This is a genomic window from Streptomyces sp. NPDC054813, assembly GCF_053611365.1.
The window spans coordinates 56,960-78,617 of record NZ_JBSHAF010000004.1 but is presented as its reverse complement, the minus strand read 5'-3'; the positions used below and the strand labels follow the sequence as shown (position 1 = coordinate 78,617).

Here is a 21,658-nt window from a genome sequence, read left to right as displayed (position 1 = left end):
GATCGGCAACACCGGAACGGGCCGCCCGGTCCCGGAAGGATCCGCGTTCCGCCCCGCTGAGGCGGCGAAGTCGAACGTCTTCCGCGTCCGGGTCGCCACGCCGCGCTGTCAGTCACCGCCGGGCGACCTCCCTGGTCAACGGAGTGTCGACACTGAGGAGTTCGGTGAGCGGGGCAGGGGCGAGCGGAGCCTCGCCGGAGGCTTCGGCCGGCGGCAGGATGCGGTCCTCCCACCAGGACAGGCCCAGCACGGTGGCGAGCAGGACGAAGGGGGTCGAAGCCGGAACGATCAGCGCGTACATGGGTACCGCCTGTCATGAAATGCGTGCGACGCGGCGGGCAGCAGAAGGGTGCCCGCAGGGAGCGCATCCATACCGCGCCAGGATCGAATCGAGTGGCGACGGCGGGTGCCGGAGTCGCCCGTCGGCGACGGGGCGGATTCCGGTACTGATGCACGAGGTACGCCCTCGGAGGAGCGCGAGAGATGATCGACGCTGCCGGGGGCTCGGGCCGCACCACGCACGCTAGCCCTCACCGCACTCCCCGGACAGATGTCAAGTGGCCATCCGGTTCCCACCGGTTCGGGCGGAAGCCGCGAACATGGGTCGCTATCCGTGACCTCCAGGGAGGACTAGGCTGTTCGAACAGGCCCCGGCCCCCGGCACTGATGCGTTGTTCCGCTCCGGGGAGGCCCGCCGTGTTCGTTCTGCTTCTCGTCCTGACCGTGGTCCTGTTCGGCCTCGGCTTTCTCCATCCCTTCTGGTGGGTGGCCGCGGCAGTGTTGATCTTCGGCATCACCCGCTACGGCCGAGATCGCGGGGGAGGCTGGATCCGTGGCGACGGGTCCGATCTCGGCGACTACCGGGATTACCGGGAGCGCCGGGACCGTCAGGACCGCTGGGACCGCCGCTACAGCCGTCAGAACCGGGCGCGCTGGAGGCGCGAGGACCGTCGGGACGAGGAACGCCGCGGGTGACCGGAGAACCGGCCTGGCATCCAGGGTCTCCCGGGCGGCTTTTCGCCACACCGGGCACGCGAAGATCGTGGAGAGGGGGGCTCCGGACGGCGGCTCGCAACACCGATGACCGGTGGACGACGCGCCGCCACGGAGCTTCGCGCTCACCCGACGACTGCCCGGGACCGGGCGGGGATCAGCTGTGGGCGCGGGACGCGTCGGAGTCGAAGTCCGCTCGTGCCGGCCAGTTGTCCCGCCGTTCCCGCGCCACTGCCGCACGACTGCCGATCCGCTCGCCGCCGGAGCCGACCCGTTCTCCGCTCAGCGGCAAGGCGGGTGCGACCGGCTGGACAGGGACGGTCAGTTCGGGCAGTACGGAGCGTGAGCCGCTCCGGCGCGTGAACTCGTCGTCGGTTTCCCTGCTCTGGTGCTCGAAGAAGCGGAGCATCTCCACCGGGAACGGCATGACCAGCGTGCTGTTCTTCTCCGCGGAGACGTCCACCACGGTCTGCAGCAGGCGCAGTTGGAGCGCGCCCGGAGTGTCGGCCATGGTCGCCGCGGCGTCGCTCAGCCGCTGGGACGCCTGGAACTCACCGTCGGCGGCGATGACCCGGGCCCGGCGTTCCCGCTCGGCCTCGGCCTGCTTGGACATGGAGCGCATCATCGACTCCGGAAGGGCGATGTCCTTGATCTCCACGCGTTCGATGCGCAGTCCCCAGGGTTCCTCGGTGGGGGCGTCCATCACCTTCTTGAGCTCCGCGTTGATGTGGTCCCGGTCGGAGAGCAGTGTGTCCAGATCCGCCCTGCCGATGACGGCACGCAGTGAGGTCTGGGCGATCTGGGAGACGGCGCTGGGATAGTCGCGGACGTTCACCAGGGCCTTGACCGGGTCGATGACCTTGAAGTAGACGACCGCGTCGACGGTGAGCGTCACGTTGTCGGCGGTGATGGATCCCTGCGGCGGGATGCCGAGGACCTCGGTCTGGACGGACACCTTCCGCATCCGGTCCCCGATCGGCCGGATGACGCGCAGGCCGGGCCCGCGGATGTCCGGCAGCAGCCGCCCGAAGCGGAACACCACGCCCTTCTCGTACTGCTGGACGTTGCGCAGGCTCAGGGCGAGCAGGACCAGCCCGACCGCGGCGAACACCACCAGCACGGTGATCAGAACACCCATGGTTCTCACATTCCTTACGTCGATGGTGTCCCCGAACCCGAGCGGTCCGGGAAGCACACAGTGCACGGTGCGGGAGGACCCCGGCCTGTTGTCCGTGGTACGGCGGCCGGGGTCCTGGGCTGCGGGTTGCGTGAATCGCCCAGCGGCGGGCGGGTACGTCAGTCCGGCCGGGCCGGAGTGACGCCGGTGGCGGCCAGAATCCGCTCGGCCGAGACGGCGTTGTCGTCCTGTACCGCCATGGCCATCGCGGCGCGTGCGGGCGCGGGAGCCGTCCCCGGAGGGATCACCAGGAACAGGAAGTGGTCCTGGTCGCCCCTGGTGACGATCATCGTGCTGTCCTCGATGGCGGACCAGTCGATACGGACCGGATGTCCCTCCACGACCAGGCGGCCCGGTGCGCTGTCCCACCCGCTGGCGTCGAGGCCGACGCGGGCGATGGGGCCCAGCCGGGCGGTCAACGCGATGAGCAGTCCGGGAAGCTGGCTCTCAGGCTCGCGTGTCCTCGGCCACCAAGCGCCGTCGAACGTCCCCGTGCGACGGGGCGTCGTCTCCATCCGCAGGACAGCGGTGCCGGGGAGTACCGGCTCACCGCTGGTGTCTGCCAGAAGCCTGACGGGTTGCGTGGCGGAGAGCATGGCGACTCACTTCTCTCCTGCCCGAGTCCGGCACTGGGGCCGGATCCGTCCGCGTCCCCCGTCGCGGTGGTCACCGGTGCCGCTCGTACCGGCACGACCGCGACCCTTCTGCCGGGCCGATGGCGCGGGTCCCTGGACGGCGGCCCGGGAGCGGCCGTAGGGGAAAGCGCTGATGCGGTCGTCGTGCTGGTTGTTGAGCAGATGGATCAGGAGCACGCCCACGGCCACCATCGCCAGGAGCACGACCACGGTCACGAAGGTCTCCATGGCCATCACATGCCCCGCGCCGGATTCGGTGTCGGAAGAGCTACTGGCCTGATGCCGAGTACCGGAGCGGTGACGGCCGGGATCCGTGGGCGTGCGATCGGAGCGCGCGCCTCGTGGCCTCCTTCGGCATCCCAGACGGCCTGCACGGCCCGGTCGGTCTCCGCCACGGTGCGCAGGCGTGCCGCCTCCTCCATCAGCCGGCCTGTGGTCGACGTGCGCAGTGGGTCACTCGCGGCGGCCATCAGCCAGGCGGCCGAGACGGGAGTCGCCTCCGGACCACGGGAGCGGGGCCCCCAGGCGTCACGCGGCAGTGCCGGTGTCGAACCGGTGAGAGACGACGACATGCGAAGAGAGGAAGAGGAGGGCCGGTGTCCTAGTGTCGGCGGGTACGAAACGGTCGCAGTCATGATGCGAACCCTGCTCCGGACCGGTCAGAACCGGCCCGGCGTGATCAATCGCCGAAAATGACACGAGCATGGAGGCCGGTGTGCGAAATACCCTCGGTAACCCCAGGTTACTCCTCCGGTCGGCCGTACGGACTCCGCCCAGCGGTCGCGGTGACCCGCCCTCTACGCCGACCTGCTGACGGCCGCAGTCGCGCGGGATGTCGTGCAGGACTGCTACCAGCCGCTCAGCAACGCTCGCATCGCCGCCTGTGTGCCGATCCTCGTAGAGCACAACAGCCGCACCGCGCTACGACGACTCGCCCGGCGTCCCGGTCCCACGACTGCCCTTCGCGAGAAGTCCGACACCTGACCTGCCCGGCATGGACACCGTGCCCGTGGCCGGCACACCGTGCCTGCGGGCCCGTGATCAGCACGACAACGGGTTCTGAGGACGACGCCGACCGCCTGCCCGGCGGGGGGCGGTTTCCGGAGCAGCTCCCAGGGCGGTCGCGGGCCTGCCTCCCGCCCACTCGCCCAGCGTTCCGCGGTCGACCGGATGCGGTTTCCGGGACTTCGCGAGCGGTGCACACCGCCTCGTGGTGGAGCCCGTCGAGCTGGGGGACCTGTACCGCGGCTTCCGCACGTGAGCCACAGACCGCCGGCCCGGCCCGCGACGGCGGCGAGCACGGCGAACAGCCACCAGCCGCCCGGCAGCCACTGGCCCGCGGCGACGCAGAGCCCGACGCCCTGGGCAGCCACTGTGGCGAGCATCAACGGCCGGGGCCCTTGGGGCTTCGTCGGGGTCGGGGCACGCCTCGGAGACTCACGGGTCCCGCGCACCGGCGGTCGGCGACCCACCACTGCTCGTGGCCACGGTCGTCGTCGCACCGCGACGGCGGCCGTCCGGACCGTGAATCCCAGCGTGGGGGCGGTGGTCGGTGGCGCCGAGTGGGTCAGGGCCCCAGTCCGGGGAGGGGTTCGAAGCCGTCGATGAAGGCGCGGGCCACATCGGACAGGAGCCGGTTGTGGGAACGGGCGTAGCCGCGCAGGGTGGTGAAGGCCTGTTCCATGTCGATGCCCTGGCGTTCGGCGAGTTTGCCTTTGGCCTGTTCGATCAGTACGCGGCTGTTGAGCGCGGTCTGCAGCTGTTCGTTGAGGATCGTGCTGCGGTGGGTGGAGCGTTGCTGCAGGAGGCTGATGGTGGCGACGTCGGCCAGGGCCTGGGCGATGAGTGTGCCTGCCGGGTCGAAGGGGCCGGGGGCGGCGCGGAAGAGGTTGAGGGCGCCGACGACCTCGTCCCGCAGGCGCATGGGCAAGGCCTGGACCGCCCCGAACCCGCTGCGGTGGGCCGCTGTGACGAAGCGCGGCCATCGGCCGACCTCCAGGGTCAGGTCGGCGACGATCACGGGTGTGCCGGAGCGGAAGCACTCCAGGCAGGGGCCTTCGTCGCTCTGGAGCTGGAAGAGTTCCAGCAGCCGTACCCGTTCGTCGGAGGCGGCCATCACCCGCAGTTCGCCGTTGTGGTCCGCGAGCAGCACCCCGGCCGCGTCGGCGCCGAGCATCGCCACGCAGCGGTCGGTGAGCAGGCGCAGGAAGTCGATCAGGTCGAAGTCGGCGACCAGGTTGTCCGCCAGTTCGACGAAGGTCTTGGCCAGGAGCTGCTGATTCATCGTGTCACCCTCGATTGAGACTATTCCCCCGGGAGGGGGCGGGAAGTCAGCCAGTTCACCGATCGGCGCCGGTACGTCAGGTTTCCTCGTCGGCCTGGTCGGGCTCCGCGTGCGAGGAGAAGCGAAGCCGGTGGGCCACCACGTCGGCGGCCACGTCCGCGAGTCGGCGCCCCTGCAGGTAGGCGTGGGCGCGCAGCCGTACGAAGGCTTCGTCGATGCCGACGCCGAGCTGGACGGTGAGGATGCCGGTGGCCTGGGCGATTTCCGCCCGGTATCCGATCACTGTGTCCGCGACGCGGTCCGGCGCCGGCCCGTCGGCCGGCTCGCCCGTCTCGTCGATCCGGGCGTCGAGCAGGAGCAGCGTCGTGAGATCGGCGAACGCCAGCGCATCGGCCAGCTCCTCCGTATGCAGCACGGTCGGCACGTCGGCGTACAGGTCCAGGACACCCGGACAGATCGCCCCCATCTGCAGTGGAAACGCGAAGAGGGCGCGTGCCCCGGCTTTCAGGGCCGCATCCGTGAACCCGGCCCAGCGGTCGTGCAGTTCAACGGTCAGCAGATCGGGAGTCAGGACGGCCGAGCCGTGCAGGAAGGCATCCACACAGGGCCCCTCGCCCAGGGTGAGCTGCAGCTCCTCCAACTGCTCGCTGATGCTGTCGGTGCTGCACAGCGGATGGCTCGCCGCGGTGCGGGACATCGCCGACAGCCCGGCCCCGCCGACCGGCAGCGCGGCCACGGCCGCGGTGCAGACGTCCACCACATCGACCCGGGCGCCGCGTCGCGCCGCCTGCTCGGCGACCAGCATCTGGACGCGGGCCGACCGGCTGCCGGACCTCATCCGGGCCACCGCGTCCAGGCATCGTGCGCAGGTCCCTGCAACCGCGCCGTGGCTCGTTCGCCGACGGGAAGCACCAGCACCCGGAGCAGAGTGGCGCCGATCGGCGGCTTCCAGATCTCTCCCACGTCCAGCCACCCCCAGGAACGGAGCGCGGCGAGGGCGGGGAGATCGGCCCCGTCCACCAGGGTGGCGCCGAGCTTCGCCTGATGGTCGGCCAGTAGCCGGTCCTGTAACCGGCGAGCCACGTGCGCGTCCCGCGGATGCGGGCGGACCAGGATGTCGGTGACCGCGAAGACACCGCCGGGCGCGGTGAGTTGCCCGATTCCGCGCGACAGTGCCGCGTCGAACCCGAGCCACAAGAAGCCGTCGCTGCGCACCGGGAAGCCGAATGCGCATCCCACGAGGCCGTTTGTCTCTGCGACCACCATGGCGAAACCCGGCCGCCGGATGTCGGCGGTGAGACGGTTCAGAAAGCGCCGGCGGCTGAGACGTCGGCACGCCTCTGGAGGCGACATGTCGCGGGAATCCACGTACAGATCCGTCAGCATCCCGCTCAGATCCTGCGCCTGGCAGCGGGTGACCCGACGCAACCGGACCGCGTCCATGGAGGACGACTCGCTGTCACGGCGCTTTCGGGGTTGTCCCTGCCCTGCCCGGGCCGTCACCGCGCATCGCCTGGGAGCACAGAGGCAAGCCGATGTGTCCGGTGCGGCGGGATGTGGGCGGCCGGGGCCGGGACACCCCCGGGAGGGGGCGGCAGATGCCCGGACGGAACGCCGAGGAGCAGGAACCCGGAGCCGGTCAGGTCGAGGATCAGGCCCAGTGTCGGTGGCGGGTGGTGCAGTCGCAGGGTTCCGCCGGCCTCCGTGGATTGCTGCGCGGCGTGCAGGAAGGTGTTGAGGCCGCTGCAGTCGCAGAAGGTGACGGGAGTGAGATCGATGTCGATGGTGCGGATACCGTCGCTCAGGCACTGCGCCAGTGCCCTGCGCACCAGCGGGGCGGATTCCAGGTCGATCTCGCCGGCCAGGGTGATGAGTGCCCGATTCCTGCGGTCGTGACGGTAGACGGTGAGCTGGGGGAGGGGCATGACGCCTCGGTTCGGAGGACCGTACGGCAGCGGACGCGGTGGCGCCGGGAAATCCCGGCCTCCTTGGCGCGCTGTCGGCCAGGGCGTGGGTTCGGCGGAGGCGAAGCAACGGATGGGTCCGCGGCCTGTGTTACAGAAGAGCGGATCCACCCGGTTCCTTCCGGTGATGCGCCGGGTGGCGGACGAAGACTCCGCTTCCCGCAGCCATCTGTGTCGATCTACGACAAGCCGCCGGGGTCTGGGACGTCCGTACAGCAGCATAGTCCTCACCCCGGTCCGGCGGCCGGTTCGAAGCCGTCCGCTCCTCGTACCGGGGCGATGCCGGGAGATGCTGCCGCGCGGGTATGTCCCGCCCTGCACGGTACTTGGGCAGGCAGCGCGAAACACGGTGACCGACGGCCGCCTGGATACGACGGTCCGTGCACTGCCCGAGGAAATGGCTTTGCACGTCTCCAGGACCGGGCGGGGCCACGACCGTCAAGCCGACGTCGGGCGCACCGGAAATCCGCCGGCGGCGGGCGGCGACTTCGTCGGGGATGTCGTCTGCGCTCTTCGTTCCACGTCTTGGCCCAGGGGGCCTGAGGAGATCAGCGAACTTCCCATCACTATGGGCGACCTCCTCGGTGACCCGCCGCTTCGGGCGACGGCCGGTAAGGGCTGCGTCGTCGGTCACCTGCTGCAGACGACGGCTGGGGTGCCTGTTCGGCACCGACTGGCCGGCGGCCCCGGAACCCACCGTCGTGCACAACATCGAGAACCTCACGGGCTTCGACGGTTTCACCGAGGACGACCTCCGGGGTGTGGAACGCGACAACGCGCTCAGGCTGTTCCCGAGGTTCGCCTGAGCCCAGGCGGCGAGGTGCCGCGGGTCCCGGGCGGAGCCTCTGTGCGGTGGAAGGCGAATCCGCTGCGGGGTTGTGTGCACGGAAGAAGGCCCCCGCCTCGCGGCGGGGGCCTTCGACCTGTGTTGAACGCCTGGCTCACCGAGCCGTGCTGAACCGGCGGCCCGTGGAGGCGGTGCGGGTCAGTGCAGGGCGCTGACCTCGGTCGCCGAGAGTGTCCGCGGGTAGACGTGGACGTCGGCGACGGAGCCGGGGAAGGCCAGGTACGGGGTGGTGGCGGAGGCGCTGTTGACGCAGCCGCCGACGGTCAGGGGCAGGGAGGAGTCGTACTGGGGGCTGAGGTTGGTTGCGGTCCCCACCAGGGTGCCGTTCTGGTAGAGGGCCATGTTGCCGGTGGTGGATTCCCCCGGGACCGGTGCCCGGAAGGTGGCGACCAGGTGGGTCCAGGTGCCGACCGGGCCGGAGTTGTTGTCCCCTTCCGCGGTGGGGAAGTCGGAGTTGTCGTCGTTGGTGGTCGTGGTCTGGAACATCCAGGCGGCGCTGGGTTTGTCGTAGGAGAGGTAGAAGGACTGGTGCTGGGTGGTGCCCTGGCAGACGGCGGCGGTCCCGAGGGCCGAGTTGATCTTCACCCAGGCGGAGACGGAGTAGTCGCCGAGGGTGTTGACCGCGCTCTGCTTGCTCTTGAGGAAGCCGGTGCTGCCGTCGAAGGCGACGCTGCCGGACAGTCCGCTCGGCGCGTCGCTGCCGTAGGTGGCGCTGCCGGTGGCGGTGACCGGGTTGAGGGAGGCGGTGTCGGTGCCGTTCGATCCGAGCTTCCACTCGTCCTCGGGCATGCCGTTGTCCCAGCCGGCCGGCACGATCACGCTGGCCGCGCCGGCCTGGCTCGCCGCCATCGCGTACGGGTAGACCTGCACGTCCGAGACGGAGCCGGGGAACGCGTTGTACGGCGAGGTCGCGGCGGCGTCGTTGATGCAGCCGCCGACGGTCAGGGGCATCGACGAGTCGTACTGCGGGGTGAGGTTGGTGGCGGTCCCCATCAGGGTGCCGTTCTGGTAGATCGACATCACCCCGCTGCTGTCGTCGCCGTCCACGGGTGCGGTGTAGGTGACCAGGAGGTGGGTCCAGGTGCCCACGGCGCCGGTGTTGGTGTCTCCTTCCGCGGTGGGGAAGTCGGCGCTGTCGTCATTGGTGGTCGTGGTCTGGAACATCCAGCCCTGGTTGCCCCGGTCGTAGCCGATGTAGAACGCCTGGTGCTGACTGGTGCCCTCACAGATGGCGGTGGCCGGGTTGTCCGTGGAGTCGAGCTTCACCCACGCGGAGACGGTGTAGTCGGCGAGGGTGTTGACCGCGGTGTGGTCGCTCTCCAGGAAGCCGGTGCTGCCGTCGAAGGAGGTGGCGGTGGCCGGGGCGTTGACCGCGTCCGGTCCGGTCGAGCCGAAGGTCGCCCCGCCGACCGCGGTGAACGGGTTGTCCCCGCGTGCGTCGGTGCCGTCGGCGGCCATCTCCCACTCGTTGTCGGGGGTGTCGCCGCCGGTGGCCTCCGGGACGATCAGGTTCGGCGCGATGCCGACGACCTGGGTGTTGGTGTCGTTGAGGTAGCGGGCGGCGAGGTCGTCGTAGTACGTGTTCGACGGGTTGCCGCTAGAGAGGTCCGCCGCCTTCACGGTCGACGAGGTGGCCGTGCCGTCCGTGGAGACCGCCGCGGCGAAGTCGATGACCTGGCTGGGGAAGTTGTCGAGCAGGTACTGGTTCACCAGCTCACGTGCGGACTCCTGGGTCGCCGTGCCGGGGTGGGCGGCGGTGAACGGCGTGATGGTGGTGAGGTAGACGGTGATGTTGGAGTTCTGGGTGACCGGCTGCCCGTTGATGTAGGCCTGTCCGTCGTCGGTGTAGTACGAGTTCAGCTCGCTGTTGATCGCGGCGAGTCCCTGCTCGACACCGGTGGCGCAGGCGTCGGCGGTGCCGGTGCAGTTGAGCAGGTCGGTGGCACCGGTGGAGACGAGCACGGTCCGCACGTTGCCCTGCGCCAGCACGTTGCGGTCCAGCGGGTTGAGCGAGTTGATCGGGGTGTCGCTGTACGTGCCCTGGGGCAGCAGGTTGTTGCTCAGGCTGTTGCTGTTGGTACCGGCGTTGAGCACGCCGTAGTCCACCGTGGAGTCGCCGTTGGGGTCGCCCACGATGGCGCCGGTGATGGCGTCGCTCAGGTGGTGCCGGCCGTCGCCGCTCGCGGTGTCGCCGTTGACGCTCTGGTCGCCGTAGAGGACCAGGGAGCCGGTGGGGGCGGAGGTGGGCGTGGTGACGTCGAGGCCGGCCAGGTACGGCAGACCGGTGTACGTGGTCTGCGTGAACTTGGTGGCCGCGGTGTCACCGGTGCGGTTGGCCGCGTCGCTGACCCAGACCGGGGTCTGGGCCGCCGCGTGGCCCGGCAACGCGGACACCGAGCCGTGCACCTGCAGGCTGACCAGGACCGTCGCCTGCTGGTCGACGTGCAGGGTCACCGGGTCGCTGGTGACGTCGCCGCCCGCCGGGATCGTGACGGTGCCGGCGCCGCCGAAGGCCAGCGGTACCGGTGCCGCGCCCGCCGTGGCACCGCCCGCGGTGGCGTCCTGCAGGGCGACGGAGGCCGCGTCGAAGGTCACGGGAGCGGTGCCCATGGCGTTGGACAGGTGAACGCGGACGCCGTTGCCGTCGTCGGTGCCGATGCTGACGTGGGCCGGGATGCGCAGCGTCTGCCCGTTGACGGTGGCCGCGCTGCCGCCGGACTGCGTCACCTTGGCGGTGTCCTGGACGGAGGACCAGGTGCCGACCCAGTGCTGGGTGCCGTTGCCGGTGACGGTCAGCGGCCGTACGCCCATGCCCAGGATGTGCAGGGTCGGCTGGCCGGCCTGGACGCCGTTGGTGAACAGCGGCAGGGAGATGTTGCTGATGACCGAGCCGGGGCAGGTCAGCGGGACGCTGACGGCGTAGATCTTCGGGCCGGGGCTGGGGCTGGTCTGGGTGTTGTTGCTGTGGTTCTGGTGGACGAGGGTCAGCGTGGCCGCGGAGGCGGGGCCGCTCAGCCAGTCGGGCACCGTGTCCAGGGTGTACGACTGGTCGGCGGGGGCGCCGTTCGGGTCCAGGCAGTTGTTCTTGGCGTAGGTGATGGTGCCGGTGGCGCCCTTGGCCGCGCCGCCGGTGGCGAAGGCCAGGAAGACCACGGCGTCACCGGTGTTCACCACGCCGCTGCCCGGCACGGTGACGGTCTGCCCGGAGGCCAGCATGTTGTCGTAGGTGCCGGTGCCGAACTTCGGCAGCGCGATGCTCGTACCGTCGACGGTCACCGACTTGCCGCTCTGCCAGCCGGAAGTGCCGGTCAGGTCGGCGGAGTTGATGCTGTTGCCGGAGCCGTCGGCGTCGGCCGTGCTGGTCGTGGTGGTGAAGGTGCTGGTCGCGGTGTTGTTCAGGCAACTGCCGGTGCTGTTCATCGCGCAGGTCAGCGCGGGCGCGAGGCGCAGCACGTCGAGGCCGGCCTGATAGCCGGTGGAGCTGGGGTTCTTGCCGGTCAGGGTGAGGGTCAGGGTGTGCGCGCCCTGCTTGAGGGTGAGCAGTTGACCGCTGGCGTCCTTGGGGATGCCGAGGTTGACGAACCGCGTGGTGACGTAGGAGTTGTAGGCGTCGAAGCCGCTGAGCAGGGTGGCCTGGGTGGGCTTGCCCGCGTCCAGGACCAGGTTGTAGATGCCGTAGTCCTTGGCCTTGGTCAGGTTGACCCCGAAGCTCCAGGGACCGTCCTTGGGGATGTCGAAGCCGAACGTCGCGCTGTCACCGCTGACCACCTTCGAGGTGGTGCTCTTGTTGGCCAGCATGGCCTGGTAGCCGTCGGCGAACTCGTAGCCGCTGCCCGCCGCCTGGCTGATCAGCTGGCCGCCCTTGGACGTGGTGGTCGCCTTGGGCACGACGGTGGTCGTGCCGTCGGTGTTGGTCGCCGTCCAGCCGGCGATCATCTTGTCGCCGTAGGCGTACGTCGGGGTGCTGGTGCCGGCGTAGAAGGCGTAGCTCGTCTGGGAGATGGACGTCGAGCCCGCCTGGTCCACGGCCTTGGCGTACAGCGTGTGCGGTCCCGCCTTGGCGGGGGCGAAAGCCGGGGAGGCGCTGCCGTTGAGGACCACGGTGCCGGTGCCGGGGCCGTTGTCCGAGGTGGCGTAGTAGACGTGGCCCGGCACGATCGTCGTGCTCGTGGTCCAGTGGGTGACGCTGCTGGTGTAGACCGTGTTGCCGAGCGTGGCGTCCAGGGCGAACAGATAGCCGGTGATGTTGTTGGTGTGGTTGTTGCTGAGCGTGAAGGTGCCCTTGTCGCCGAAGGCGGCACCGATCTGCTTGGCCGGGAACTGACTCGAGGTCACCGTGGGCGCGGGGGGCGCGCTGGTGTCCACCGTGAACGTCTGCGTCTTGGTCCAGATGCCCGAGCCGGGGCCCACCCAGTAGCCGGCCGCGTTCTGTGCGGTGGCCTTCCAGGTGTAGGTGCCGTCCGGCAGGCTCGACGTGGTCCAGTCACTGCCGTTGGTGTTGTACCGGGCGCGTTTCTTCGAGTCCGTGCTGGGGCCGAAGCCCTGGTGGATCAGGGTGCCGGAGGAGTTGTAGACGTTGTACTCGATGCGCACCAGTTCGCTGCCGCCCGCCAGGTCGGGGTCGACCGCGCGCGCGGACAGCGTCGGCGTGTGGGTGGTGGTCATCGTCTTGCCCAGGCTCACGATGGACGGCTTGATGGCCGGGGTGCCGGTGCCGTTCTTGAGCTTGGGGCGGTAGCTGTAGGTGACCGACATGGTGGCGCCGCCGCCGTAGGCGAGCTGCTTCCACTGGGTCGCGTCGTTCATGTCGGGCGACTGGACCATCAGCGTCATGCTCTTCCAGCCGCCGGCCGCCGCGCTCTGGGCCCGGGAGGTCACGTCGAACTCCAGTGACGGCGGGCTGACCCAGGAGTTGGCACCGTCGGTGACCGGGCAGGTGCCGGCCTCGTGGCTCTTGGGGTTGGTGCCCAGCGAGCCGGTGCGCCCGCCGGGCTCATGGCCCCAGTACAGCGACGAGGAACTCCAGCCTGCGGGGCGGTCGGTGCCGTAGACGGCGGCCGGGGTGTCCGCGCAGGAGGCGGCGGAGAGCTGCTTCACGTACAGCGAGGCATGTGTGACCACGGCGCCTTTGATGCCGCTCGTGTTCATCTGGTAGTAGGTGCGGGCCCGTTCACCGTTGCCGGGGGAGGAGTTGTCCCACCCCTCACGGGCGTTGGTCGCCCCCGAGGTGGACGTCGAGTTGTAGACGTTCCACCCGTTGTCGGAGATCCGCGCCCAGTCCAGCTGGGAGGGCCTGCCGCTCCACTCGGGGTCGATGTAGACCGGGTAGGCGGTGCTCTTGGCGGTGAGCAACTTCTGGTCCAGGCCCAGCAGTTGCCTGCCGTGCTGCAGACTCACCCGGACCTGCGCGCGGTGTTTGCCGACCTTGGCGGCCGCCTTCTGCTCGGCACGGGCCAAGGAGACGGTCGCCGTGCGGGCCGAGGACACGCCGGAGGCCTTCTTGCCGGCGCTGTCCCACATCAGTGCGGTGTCACTGTGGAACACCGTCTCGCCGGTGCGCTTGTCGGTGGCCCGGGCCCCGCCGTCGCGCGTGGGAGTCACCTCGACATGGGACGAGGTGGTGTTCAGCGCGAGGTTGCGCAGGCGCGGATCGGCCGCCGCCTTACGGGACTTGACCACGAGGATCGATGAGTAGCCGGAGGCGTCCGCGGTCAGCTGCAGGTCCACCTGCGGCAGTACGTCGGGGTAGGTGGCGGTGTTCCCGGAGATCACCGGCTCGGGCAGCTTGCCCGGCCAGGAGAAGCCCAGCCTGGCACTGCCGCTGCGCATCGTGACCAGCGCACCCGAACCGCCGTCGGAGAACGCCACGTCGGTGACCGCGGCCCTGGGCGCCCAGGTTCCGTTCGCCTGCCGCACCAGCTTCGTGTCGATCGGCACCCACTTCCCGTGCCGCAGTGTGCGCTGCGGCATCGAGGAGTCGGTGCGGGTGAAGGTGCCGTTCGGGTTGGCCACCACCAGCGTTCCGGTGTCGGTGAGTTGGTCGATCGTCACCGGCTTCCCGGTGGCCTTCGCCCGTGCGGACGCCGCCTCCGTGGGGTTGAGACGCCGGGAGGCGGACGAGGAGCCGCCGCTCTTCGGCTTGGCCGGGTGGGAGGCGTCGGGCGCGGCGTGCGCGGGTGCCGCTGCGGCCAGCGAAGCCGCCGTCAGGGCCGTGACGACGGCGGTGGCGATCGGTCTCGACAGCCGGCGTCTGGACTTGCGCAAGGGACTGCTATGGACGGACATGAAGGTTGGGGTCCTCCGCTTTTCAGGCGGTTCCCCCCGCGGGCCCCGCGCCGGAGTGCATTCTGTGGGGCCGATGTGAGGCGGGTCCATCGTTGATTGATCACTTGGTGACCGAACGGGGTCCGTTTTTGACGTATGACAGTCAAATTGAGTTCAAGGCTAGGGGATTCCTTTGCATCCCGTGTGCATGCGCTTTGCAAGCCGTGTTGATCTCAGGCCCTAGCGTGAAGCTTTCGTGAGGGGCTTGATCAACTTGCCTCTCCTTTGGCGTGCGCTCAACCGGCCGGTAACGAAGGCCGCTTGGGTGCCCACAGCAACACCCGGGGGCGGCTTCCGTGTGCCCTGGGCCGGGAACGGGGGAAGGCTCACGATGACGCGAACAGCCGGGTTGAGGAGACGGATACGACGGGGCGCCAGATGGCTCCGTGGCCTCAGCCTCCCGACCACAGGTGTCCTCCTGGTGAGCATGCTCATCCCCGCCGCGGACGCGATGGCGTCGCCGGATTCGCACCGGCACGTCCCCACCCCCGCGGTGGCCAAGGACAAGCGGATCCCCTTCACCCACGCGAAGCCGAAGGCGGCTGCGGCGTCGAAGAGATTCACACGGTTCGATCCCGCGGGACACGCGTCGCTGCCGGGTGGCGGTAGCTCGACGGTGTCGCTGACCGTTCCGCCCACCGGTGGGCGTCCCGCGCACGCGTCGGCGGGCTCGGCATCCTCCCGGCGGGCGGTGTCGCGAGTGCGGGCGGGATCGTCACCGGTGCTGCTGTCGGCGGTGCGTTCGGGTACCACCGCGCGCCGGGTCCAGGTGAAAACGGTCGACCAGAAGACCGCACGGGCCGCCGGTGTACACGGCGTGCTGTTCACCCTGCGGAGCGCGGGTGGCTCCGGCAGCGTCGGGGTCGACGTGGACGACTCGGCCTTCCGCAACGCCTTCGGCGGCGACTACGCCGCACGGTTGCACCTGGTGCGGCTGCCGGCCTGCGTACTGACGACCCCTCGACTGCCACGGTGTCAGTCGCAGACGCCGCTGCGCACCAGGGCCGGCGCGCCGTTGTCGGCCCAGGTCTCGCTGCCGGCGACGACGTCCAAGACCCTGTCCGCACACACCGCCGAGGCCTCCGCCGGCATGGTCGCGCTGGCCGCGACCTCGGGCACCAGCGGCTCGTCCGGCGACTACACGGCGACCACGCTGTCGTCCGGTGGCACGTGGTCCACCTCGGGCAACTCCGGGGCCTTCACCTACAACTACCCCATCTCCGTGCCCGGAGCCATCGGCGGTTCGGCACCCACGCTGACCCTGAACTACAACTCGGCGACCCAGGACTCGCGTACCGAGGGGACCAACAACCAGTCCTCGTGGCTGGGCGACGGCTGGTCGACCTCGGACAACTACATCGAGCGGACCTACAAGTCCTGCAAGGACGACTCGTCGTCGGATGCGCCCAAGAACGACGGCGACGAATGCTGGGCGGGCCAGGTCCTGACCCTGTCGCTGGACGGGAAGTCCACGGCGATCGTCTACGACGAGAGCACCAAGACGTTCCACGCCGCGCAGGACGACTCGACCACGAAGATCGAGGACCTGACCGGCGCGACCAACGGCACCGACAACGGCGAGTACTTCAAGGTCACCGAGAACGGCATCCAGTACTACTTCGGCTGGAACCGCCTGCCGGGCTGGAGTTCGGGCAAGGAGGAGACCAAGTCGGCCTGGACGATGCCGGTCTACAAGGCGCACAGCGGGGTCTCGGACTGCCCTGCGGGCACTGACTTCGCGTCCAGCTCCTGCACCCTGGGCTACCGGTTCAACCTGGACTACGTCGTGGACCGCCACAGCAACGCGATGGCGTACTACTACGCGCCGGAGACGGGTTACTACGGCCCGGACATGAAGAACACCGCGGTGGCCTACACCCGCGGCGGGACGCTGAAGCGCATCGACTACGGCATGACCTCGTCCACGGTCTACTCGGGTACCGCGCCGGAGCAGATCCTGTTCGACGCGACGGCGGAGCGTTGCATCTCGGGCACGCCCGCGGGCAACACGTGCTCGGACTCCCAGTTCACCAAGTCCAACCCGGAGTACTGGCCGGATGTGCCGATCGACCTGAACTGCGCCAAGGACGCGACGGACTGCACCAACCACGGTCCCAGTTTCTGGTCGCGCAAGCGTCTGACCTCGATCACCACGCAGGTGCAGGTCGGCGGGGCGACCAAGCAGGTGGACCGCTACGACTTCACCCAGTCCTTCCCCGACGGCGGGGACCACGCCCCGACCCTGTGGCTGGACAGCATCAAGCACACCGGCCTGGACCTGCTCGGCGGGGCCTCCGCGAGCACCTCCACCCCGTCGGTGAGCTTCGATCCGCCGCTGCAGCTGGCGAACCGGGTCGGGACGATCCCGCAGATGCCGTTGATGTACCACGACCGGATCCAGACGGTCACCACGGAGACCGGTGCGCAGACCACGGTGGTCTACGACACCCCGGACTGCTCCAGCGCCCCGGCAAGTGACCCGTCCGACCCGACGGACGCGGCGGCGAAGGGGTTCGCCTCGACGAACAAACTGCGGTGCTTCCCGGTGTACTGGACGCCGGAGGGACAGCCCGCGCCGATGCTGGACTGGTTCTCTCTGCACCCGGTCAGATCGGTGTCCACGATCGACCCGCACAACAGCTACCAGGACGGCACCGAGCCGGAGTTGCTGACGGAGTACTCCTACAAGGGGAACCCGGGCTGGCACTACGACGACAACGAGACGGTCAAGAGCAAGAACCGCACCTGGGGCCAGTTCCGCGGATTCCCGGAAGTGGACGTCACCACCGGTGACCCGAACGTCTTCCACTACACCGACGGGACCAAGGTCTACGACCAGAAGACCCTCACCAAGACCTACTACTTCCTGGGCATGGACGGCGACACCATGCCGTCGGGGACACGCAGCGTGCCCGCGCTCACCAGCCAGGACGGCAGTGTCAGCGTCGCCGACGACAACGCGCTGGCCGGGCAGGTCTTCGAGACCGACACCTACACCGGTGTCAACGGCGGCATCGACAAGGCCGTCGTCAACGTTCCCAAAATCATCGGCCCGACCGCCACGCGGTCCCGGACCGGACTCGCGGACCTGACGGCGAACATGGTCAGGCCCGCCAAGAAGCTGACCCGTCAGGCCGTCTCCTACGGTTGGCGAAAGACCGAGACCGACACCTTCTACAACACGACCCTGGGCCAGACCACCACTGGCATGGCCGTCCAGAGCGACGACCGCGGTGAGGCGGGTGCCACCGGCAACACCGCCAAGTGCACCTTCACCCGCTACCTCGACGGCACCCGCGCGACCGTGGTGGTCACCGCCGAGAGCATCGTCACCGACCAGGACTGCAACAGCTCCGGGGCCACCCCCTCCGGAAACCTGGTCTCCGACACCCGCACGTCGTTCGACGGGCACGCCTTCGCCTACAACGGCGACGGTCAGTCCGACCCGGACCAGCCGAGCACGGGCGACGCCACTCTCGTCCAGAAGGCGTCGGCGTCCAGCGGGGCGACCGCCACCAAGTTCGTCGACCAGACCCAGAGCACGTACGACTCCTACGGCCGAGTGGTACTGGCCACCCGGACGCCGCATTCCACCGCCCCGGACGGCAGCAGCCTGGCCCAGACCGTGGCGACCTCGTACACGCCGGCCGGCGGCGCGCTGCCCACCAGCACCACCACCGCCACGCAGATCACCCCGGGCACGGCCTGCACACCGGCCACCACCTCGTCCAAGGACTGCCAGGTGGCGTCCTCCGGGCTGGATGCCGCCCGTGGCGTGCCCCTCACCAAGACCGATGTCGCCGGTCTGGTCACGTCGCTGTCCTACGACGCGCTCGGCCGGCTGACCGGTGTCTGGCTGCCCAACGAGAACAAGGGCGCCGGCGCCGCCGCCAGCATGACCTACAGCTACGCGCTGTCCGCCACCGCTCCTTCGGTGGTGTCCACGGGCACCCTGCTGGACAACGGCAGCTACAGCGTCAACGAGACGCTGTACGACGCCATGCTGCGCACCCTGCAGACCCAGGTGACGGCGGAGAACGGCAGCACCACGGTCTCGGACACCCAGTACGACTCGCACGGCTGGACCGTGGTCACCGACAACAGCTACGCGATCGACGGCGACCCGCGCTCCAGTCTGGTGTCGGTCTCCCAGGTGAGCATCCCCGCCACCACCGTCACCGACCACGACGCGATGGGACGTACCACCCGGAGCACCGAAGAGCACGACGGGGTCCAGACCTGGAACACCCGCACCGCCTACACGGGTGACAAGACCACCGTCATCCCGCCCACCGGTGCGGTCGCCACCACCACGGTGGCCGACGCTCGCGGTCAGAACACCGAGCTCGACCAGTTCACCGTGGCACCGACCGTGAGCGGCAACGCGACCGACGGCTTCACCGTCACCGGTGGGACGTCCCACGCCACTCGTTACGGCTACAACGCGGCCGGCCAGCAGAACAAGGTGACCGGCCCCGACAACGCGGTGTGGGCCTTCGGCTACGACCTGCTGGGCCGCAAGACCTCGCAGGCGGACCCGGACGCCGGCGCCAGCCACTACGGCTTCGACGACGCCGGGAACCTCGTCTCCACCACCGACTCACGCAGCAACGAGCTGGACTTCACCTATGACCTGCTCGGCCGCAAGCTGACCGAGACGGACAAGGCGAAGAACTTCAAGGTCGCCTCCTGGCTGTACGACACCTCGCGGATCGGCCAGCTGACCTCGTCCACCAGCTATGTGCAGGGCGTGACGGGCGGATACACGGTCGCGACGACCGGCTACACCACACTGGGCAAGTCGACCGGCACGAAGATCACGCTGCCCGCGAGCGAGGCACCGCTGCCGACCAGCTACCAGACCACCTACACCTACACCCCCAAGGCGCAGCTGCTGGCCTCGCAGGTCGACCCGCGCACCCAGGGCCTGATCGGCGAGACCATCACCTACGGGCACGACGTGCTCGGCAACCCGACCACGACCGCGAGCAGCGCCCAGACCTACGTCGGCGGCACCGTCTACACCAACTACGGCCAGCCCTCGCAGCTCACTCTGGGGGCGTCCAGCAACCCCGCCTGGATCACCTACTCCTACGACGACCAGACCCGCAAACCCACCGGGCGCCTCATCTCGCGCACGCAGGCCCCCGGGCCGCAGGTGGACGACACCACGTACTCCTACGACGCCGCCGGCAACCCGCTGACCACCGCCGACCAGCAGTCCGAGACCGGCAACACGGTCACGGACACCCAGTGCTACCAGTACGACGCACTGGCCCGGCTGTCCGAGGCATGGACCGCGAAGGCCGCCTGCCCGGCGCAGGGTACTGACCCCACCGCCGCGACCGTCGCCGGCACCGCCGGGTCGTACTGGCAGTCCTACAGCTACAACGCCATCGGTGACCGCACCCAGGTGGTCGATCACTCCACCACCGGTGGGGCGGACGTCACCACCGGCTACGTCGAGGGCTGCGCCACCGGTTGCAATGCCACCGGCGCCCAGCCGCACACCCTCACCAAGACCACCGGCGGAAGCAACCCGGCCGACTTCGTCTACGACGCGGCGGGCAACCTGCTCACTCGCACCCCCACCGGCAGCGGCGTGGGCCAGAGTCTGACCTGGGACGACGAAGGCCATCTGGCCCAGGTCGACACCACCGGAAGCAGCCCCACCACCACCAAATACGTCTACGACGCCGACGGCAACCAGCTGATCCGCCGCGACCCCGGGAAGACCACGCTGTTCGCGGGCGACACCGAGATCGTCGTCAACACCGGAGTCACCCCGAACGTCCTGCTCGGCGCCGTGCGCACCTACTCGCACGGCGGTGCGGGCAGCGCGGTGGCGGTCCGTTCCAGCCTGCCCGGCGGAGGCACCGACTACCTCTTCGACGACCCGCACGGCACCGGCACCATGGCCATGGACACCACCACGCAGAAGGTGTCCCGTCAGCAGTACACGCCGTACGGGCAGCAGCGGTCCAACGCCAACGACACCGCGTGGCCCGACCCCACCCACTCGTTCCTCGGCAAGTCCCAGGACACCGCCACCGGTTACACCGACGTCGGTGTCCGCAAGTACGACCCTGCACTGGGACGCTTCATCAGCGTCGACCCCAAGTTCGAGGCCACCGACCCGCAGGAGCTCGGCGGCTACGCCTACGCCGGTGACAACCCCGTCACCAACGCCGACCCGAGCGGCCAGATGTACCCGGCGGACATGGGCCCCGGGCCGGGCTACCGCCCGCCGACGGACGCGACGGACTGGCTCTTCCGCGGCTCCACCGTGGACTTCGGCGGTTCGGAGAACATCCAGTCCAGCGGGTGGACGCCGACCTCGTCGGACCCGGGTGTCTCCACCCACTTCGCCACCCAGGCCGCGAACGACTGGCATGCGCAGGGCGTAGTGCACATCCTGAACCGGCAGGACCTCACCGACCTGGAGATGATGGACGACTACTACCTCTCGCTCCCGCACGAGAGCGAGGTGCCGGTCAGGGCGTCCGCCAGCACGCTCGCCAGCCGGGCCCGGGTGACGATCCCGGTCGAGCAGGCGCGGAGCATCCTCTCCAAGATGGGGATCGACGTCGATCCGTCCACCCGGCTCGACGACCTGAACAGCAACCTCAAGTCGACCCCCAAGCTGACCCCCGCTCAGATCGAGGAGTTCGCCGAGACCGCAGGGGCCACCGGCGGTTCGGGCAGCAGTGCCGCCTCGACCGCGAGCAAGCTGGCGGACTCGGCGGGCGGCGACGCGGGCTTCATCACGGTCGGCGGCGCGCTCAAGGGCAGCCTCTTCGTCGGCGCGGTGGCGCTCTCCGCCTACGACGTCGCCAAGGCACCGCCGGCCCAGCGGCTCCACACCGCCACGCGGGACGCCGCGGGCCTCGCGGGCGGCCTCGCGGGCGCCGCCTACGGCGCGGAGGTGGGCGCCTCGATCGGCTCGGCCATACCCGGAGCGGGTACCGTCGTCGGCGGTGTCGTCGGGGGTGTCGTCGGAGGCATCATCGGCAGCGGTGTGGCGTCCGACGTGGCCGACAAGGTGATGAATTGGTTCTGACCACGGATGGAGGCATCCGCAGCATGAGCAGCACCGAGGCGGTGGGACTACTACAGGTGGCGATCGTGTACGAGCGGCCCTCGGCGAACAGGGTGAGCTGCCACGCCCGCTGCGTCAGTGCGGGGCGGAGCATCTTCCCCGGCGATGCGGTGCTCCCCGTGGACAGCCCACCGGATGCCGGGGCTCCCCCGGCCCGGGTGCTCCGGATACACCGGCAGCCGTACGGTGAGTTCACCGAACTGACCCCCGGTTGGAGCGCCGTCGTCGAACTCGAGGGCATGGACCTGTCCTGGGTACAGCCCGATGCGAACCTCCGAGTGGTCCCGCCGACGACCGGAACGGAGCAGGGGCAGGCGGGCTGAGCAGCGCCTTCG

14 protein-coding genes are annotated in these 21,658 nt (G+C 69.6%); 4 read left to right on the top strand and 10 right to left on the bottom strand.

The genetic code is table 11. The features are described 5' to 3' along the window. Window positions 1-112: 112 nt before the first annotated feature. On the bottom strand, window positions 113-301 hold the full coding sequence (locus ACWGJB_RS08905) for a hypothetical protein (RefSeq protein ID WP_453379528.1): 189 nt from the start codon (window positions 299-301) through the stop codon (window positions 113-115). Window positions 302-696: 395 nt separating this feature from the next. On the opposite strand from ACWGJB_RS08905, the gene ACWGJB_RS08900 reads away from it, so the two are divergent. Next, on the top strand, window positions 697-975 hold the full coding sequence (locus ACWGJB_RS08900) for a hypothetical protein (protein WP_453379527.1): 279 nt from the start codon (window positions 697-699) through the stop codon (window positions 973-975). Window positions 976-1,150: 175 nt separating this feature from the next. Here the strand turns inward: ACWGJB_RS08900 and ACWGJB_RS08895 are convergent, their stop codons facing one another. The 4 genes from ACWGJB_RS08895 to ACWGJB_RS08880 all read right to left on the bottom strand — a co-directional run bounded on the left by ACWGJB_RS08895 (window position 1,151) and on the right by ACWGJB_RS08880 (window position 3,377). Continuing rightward, entirely contained in the window at window positions 1,151-2,131 is a 981-nt protein-coding gene (locus ACWGJB_RS08895) for an SPFH domain-containing protein (protein ID WP_453379526.1), read from the bottom strand. Window positions 2,132-2,289: 158 nt separating this feature from the next. Then, window positions 2,290-2,766 carry a DUF5994 family protein gene (locus ACWGJB_RS08890; RefSeq protein WP_453379525.1) on the bottom strand — a complete coding sequence of 159 codons (477 nt, stop codon included), beginning with the start codon at window positions 2,764-2,766 and terminating at the stop codon, window positions 2,290-2,292. Between the two features lie 6 nt (window positions 2,767-2,772). Further along, complete coding sequence (locus tag ACWGJB_RS08885) at window positions 2,773-3,033, bottom strand: hypothetical protein (protein ID WP_453379524.1); 261 nt, start codon at window positions 3,031-3,033, stop codon at window positions 2,773-2,775. A gap of 5 nt (window positions 3,034-3,038) precedes the next feature. Further along, window positions 3,039-3,377, bottom strand: coding sequence for a hypothetical protein (locus ACWGJB_RS08880; RefSeq protein WP_453379523.1), 339 nt, complete (start codon window positions 3,375-3,377; stop codon window positions 3,039-3,041). Between the two features lie 235 nt (window positions 3,378-3,612). On the opposite strand from ACWGJB_RS08880, the gene ACWGJB_RS08875 reads away from it, so the two are divergent. Further along, the gene (locus tag ACWGJB_RS08875) at window positions 3,613-3,789 is read left to right on the top strand and encodes a hypothetical protein (protein ID WP_453379843.1); all 177 of its coding nucleotides are present in this window, start codon (window positions 3,613-3,615) and stop codon (window positions 3,787-3,789) included. 583 nt (window positions 3,790-4,372) lie between these two features. Here ACWGJB_RS08875 and ACWGJB_RS08870 read toward each other — a convergent pair. From ACWGJB_RS08870 to ACWGJB_RS08850, 5 genes are all read right to left on the bottom strand, one after another. Then, window positions 4,373-5,089: a GAF and ANTAR domain-containing protein gene (locus ACWGJB_RS08870; RefSeq protein WP_453379522.1), complete on the bottom strand. Its 717-nt coding sequence runs from the start codon at window positions 5,087-5,089 to the stop codon at window positions 4,373-4,375. A 76-nt stretch (window positions 5,090-5,165) separates the two neighbouring features. Beyond that, window positions 5,166-5,927 carry an ANTAR domain-containing protein gene (locus ACWGJB_RS08865; protein WP_453379521.1) on the bottom strand — a complete coding sequence of 254 codons (762 nt, stop codon included), beginning with the start codon at window positions 5,925-5,927 and terminating at the stop codon, window positions 5,166-5,168. After that, the gene (locus ACWGJB_RS08860) at window positions 5,924-6,532 is read right to left on the bottom strand and encodes a hypothetical protein (RefSeq protein WP_453379520.1); all 609 of its coding nucleotides are present in this window, start codon (window positions 6,530-6,532) and stop codon (window positions 5,924-5,926) included. Before ACWGJB_RS08860 ends, ACWGJB_RS08865 begins: the two co-directional genes overlap by 4 nt. Before the next feature lie 56 nt (window positions 6,533-6,588). Then, on the bottom strand, window positions 6,589-7,014 hold the full coding sequence (locus ACWGJB_RS08855; RefSeq protein ID WP_453379519.1) for an STAS domain-containing protein: 426 nt from the start codon (window positions 7,012-7,014) through the stop codon (window positions 6,589-6,591). A 1,024-nt stretch (window positions 7,015-8,038) separates the two neighbouring features. After that, complete coding sequence (locus ACWGJB_RS08850; protein WP_453379518.1) at window positions 8,039-14,164, bottom strand: LamG-like jellyroll fold domain-containing protein; 6,126 nt, start codon at window positions 14,162-14,164, stop codon at window positions 8,039-8,041. Between the two features lie 487 nt (window positions 14,165-14,651). Here ACWGJB_RS08850 and ACWGJB_RS08845 point away from each other — a divergent pair, with 487 nt between their 5' ends. Together ACWGJB_RS08845 and ACWGJB_RS08840 are read left to right on the top strand one after the other, a co-directional pair. Then, complete coding sequence (locus tag ACWGJB_RS08845; protein ID WP_453379842.1) at window positions 14,652-21,284, top strand: RHS repeat domain-containing protein; 6,633 nt, start codon at window positions 14,652-14,654, stop codon at window positions 21,282-21,284. A gap of 23 nt (window positions 21,285-21,307) precedes the next feature. Beyond that, window positions 21,308-21,646 carry a hypothetical protein gene (locus ACWGJB_RS08840; RefSeq protein ID WP_453379517.1) on the top strand — a complete coding sequence of 113 codons (339 nt, stop codon included), beginning with the start codon at window positions 21,308-21,310 and terminating at the stop codon, window positions 21,644-21,646. The last annotated feature ends 12 nt before the right edge of the window (window positions 21,647-21,658 follow it).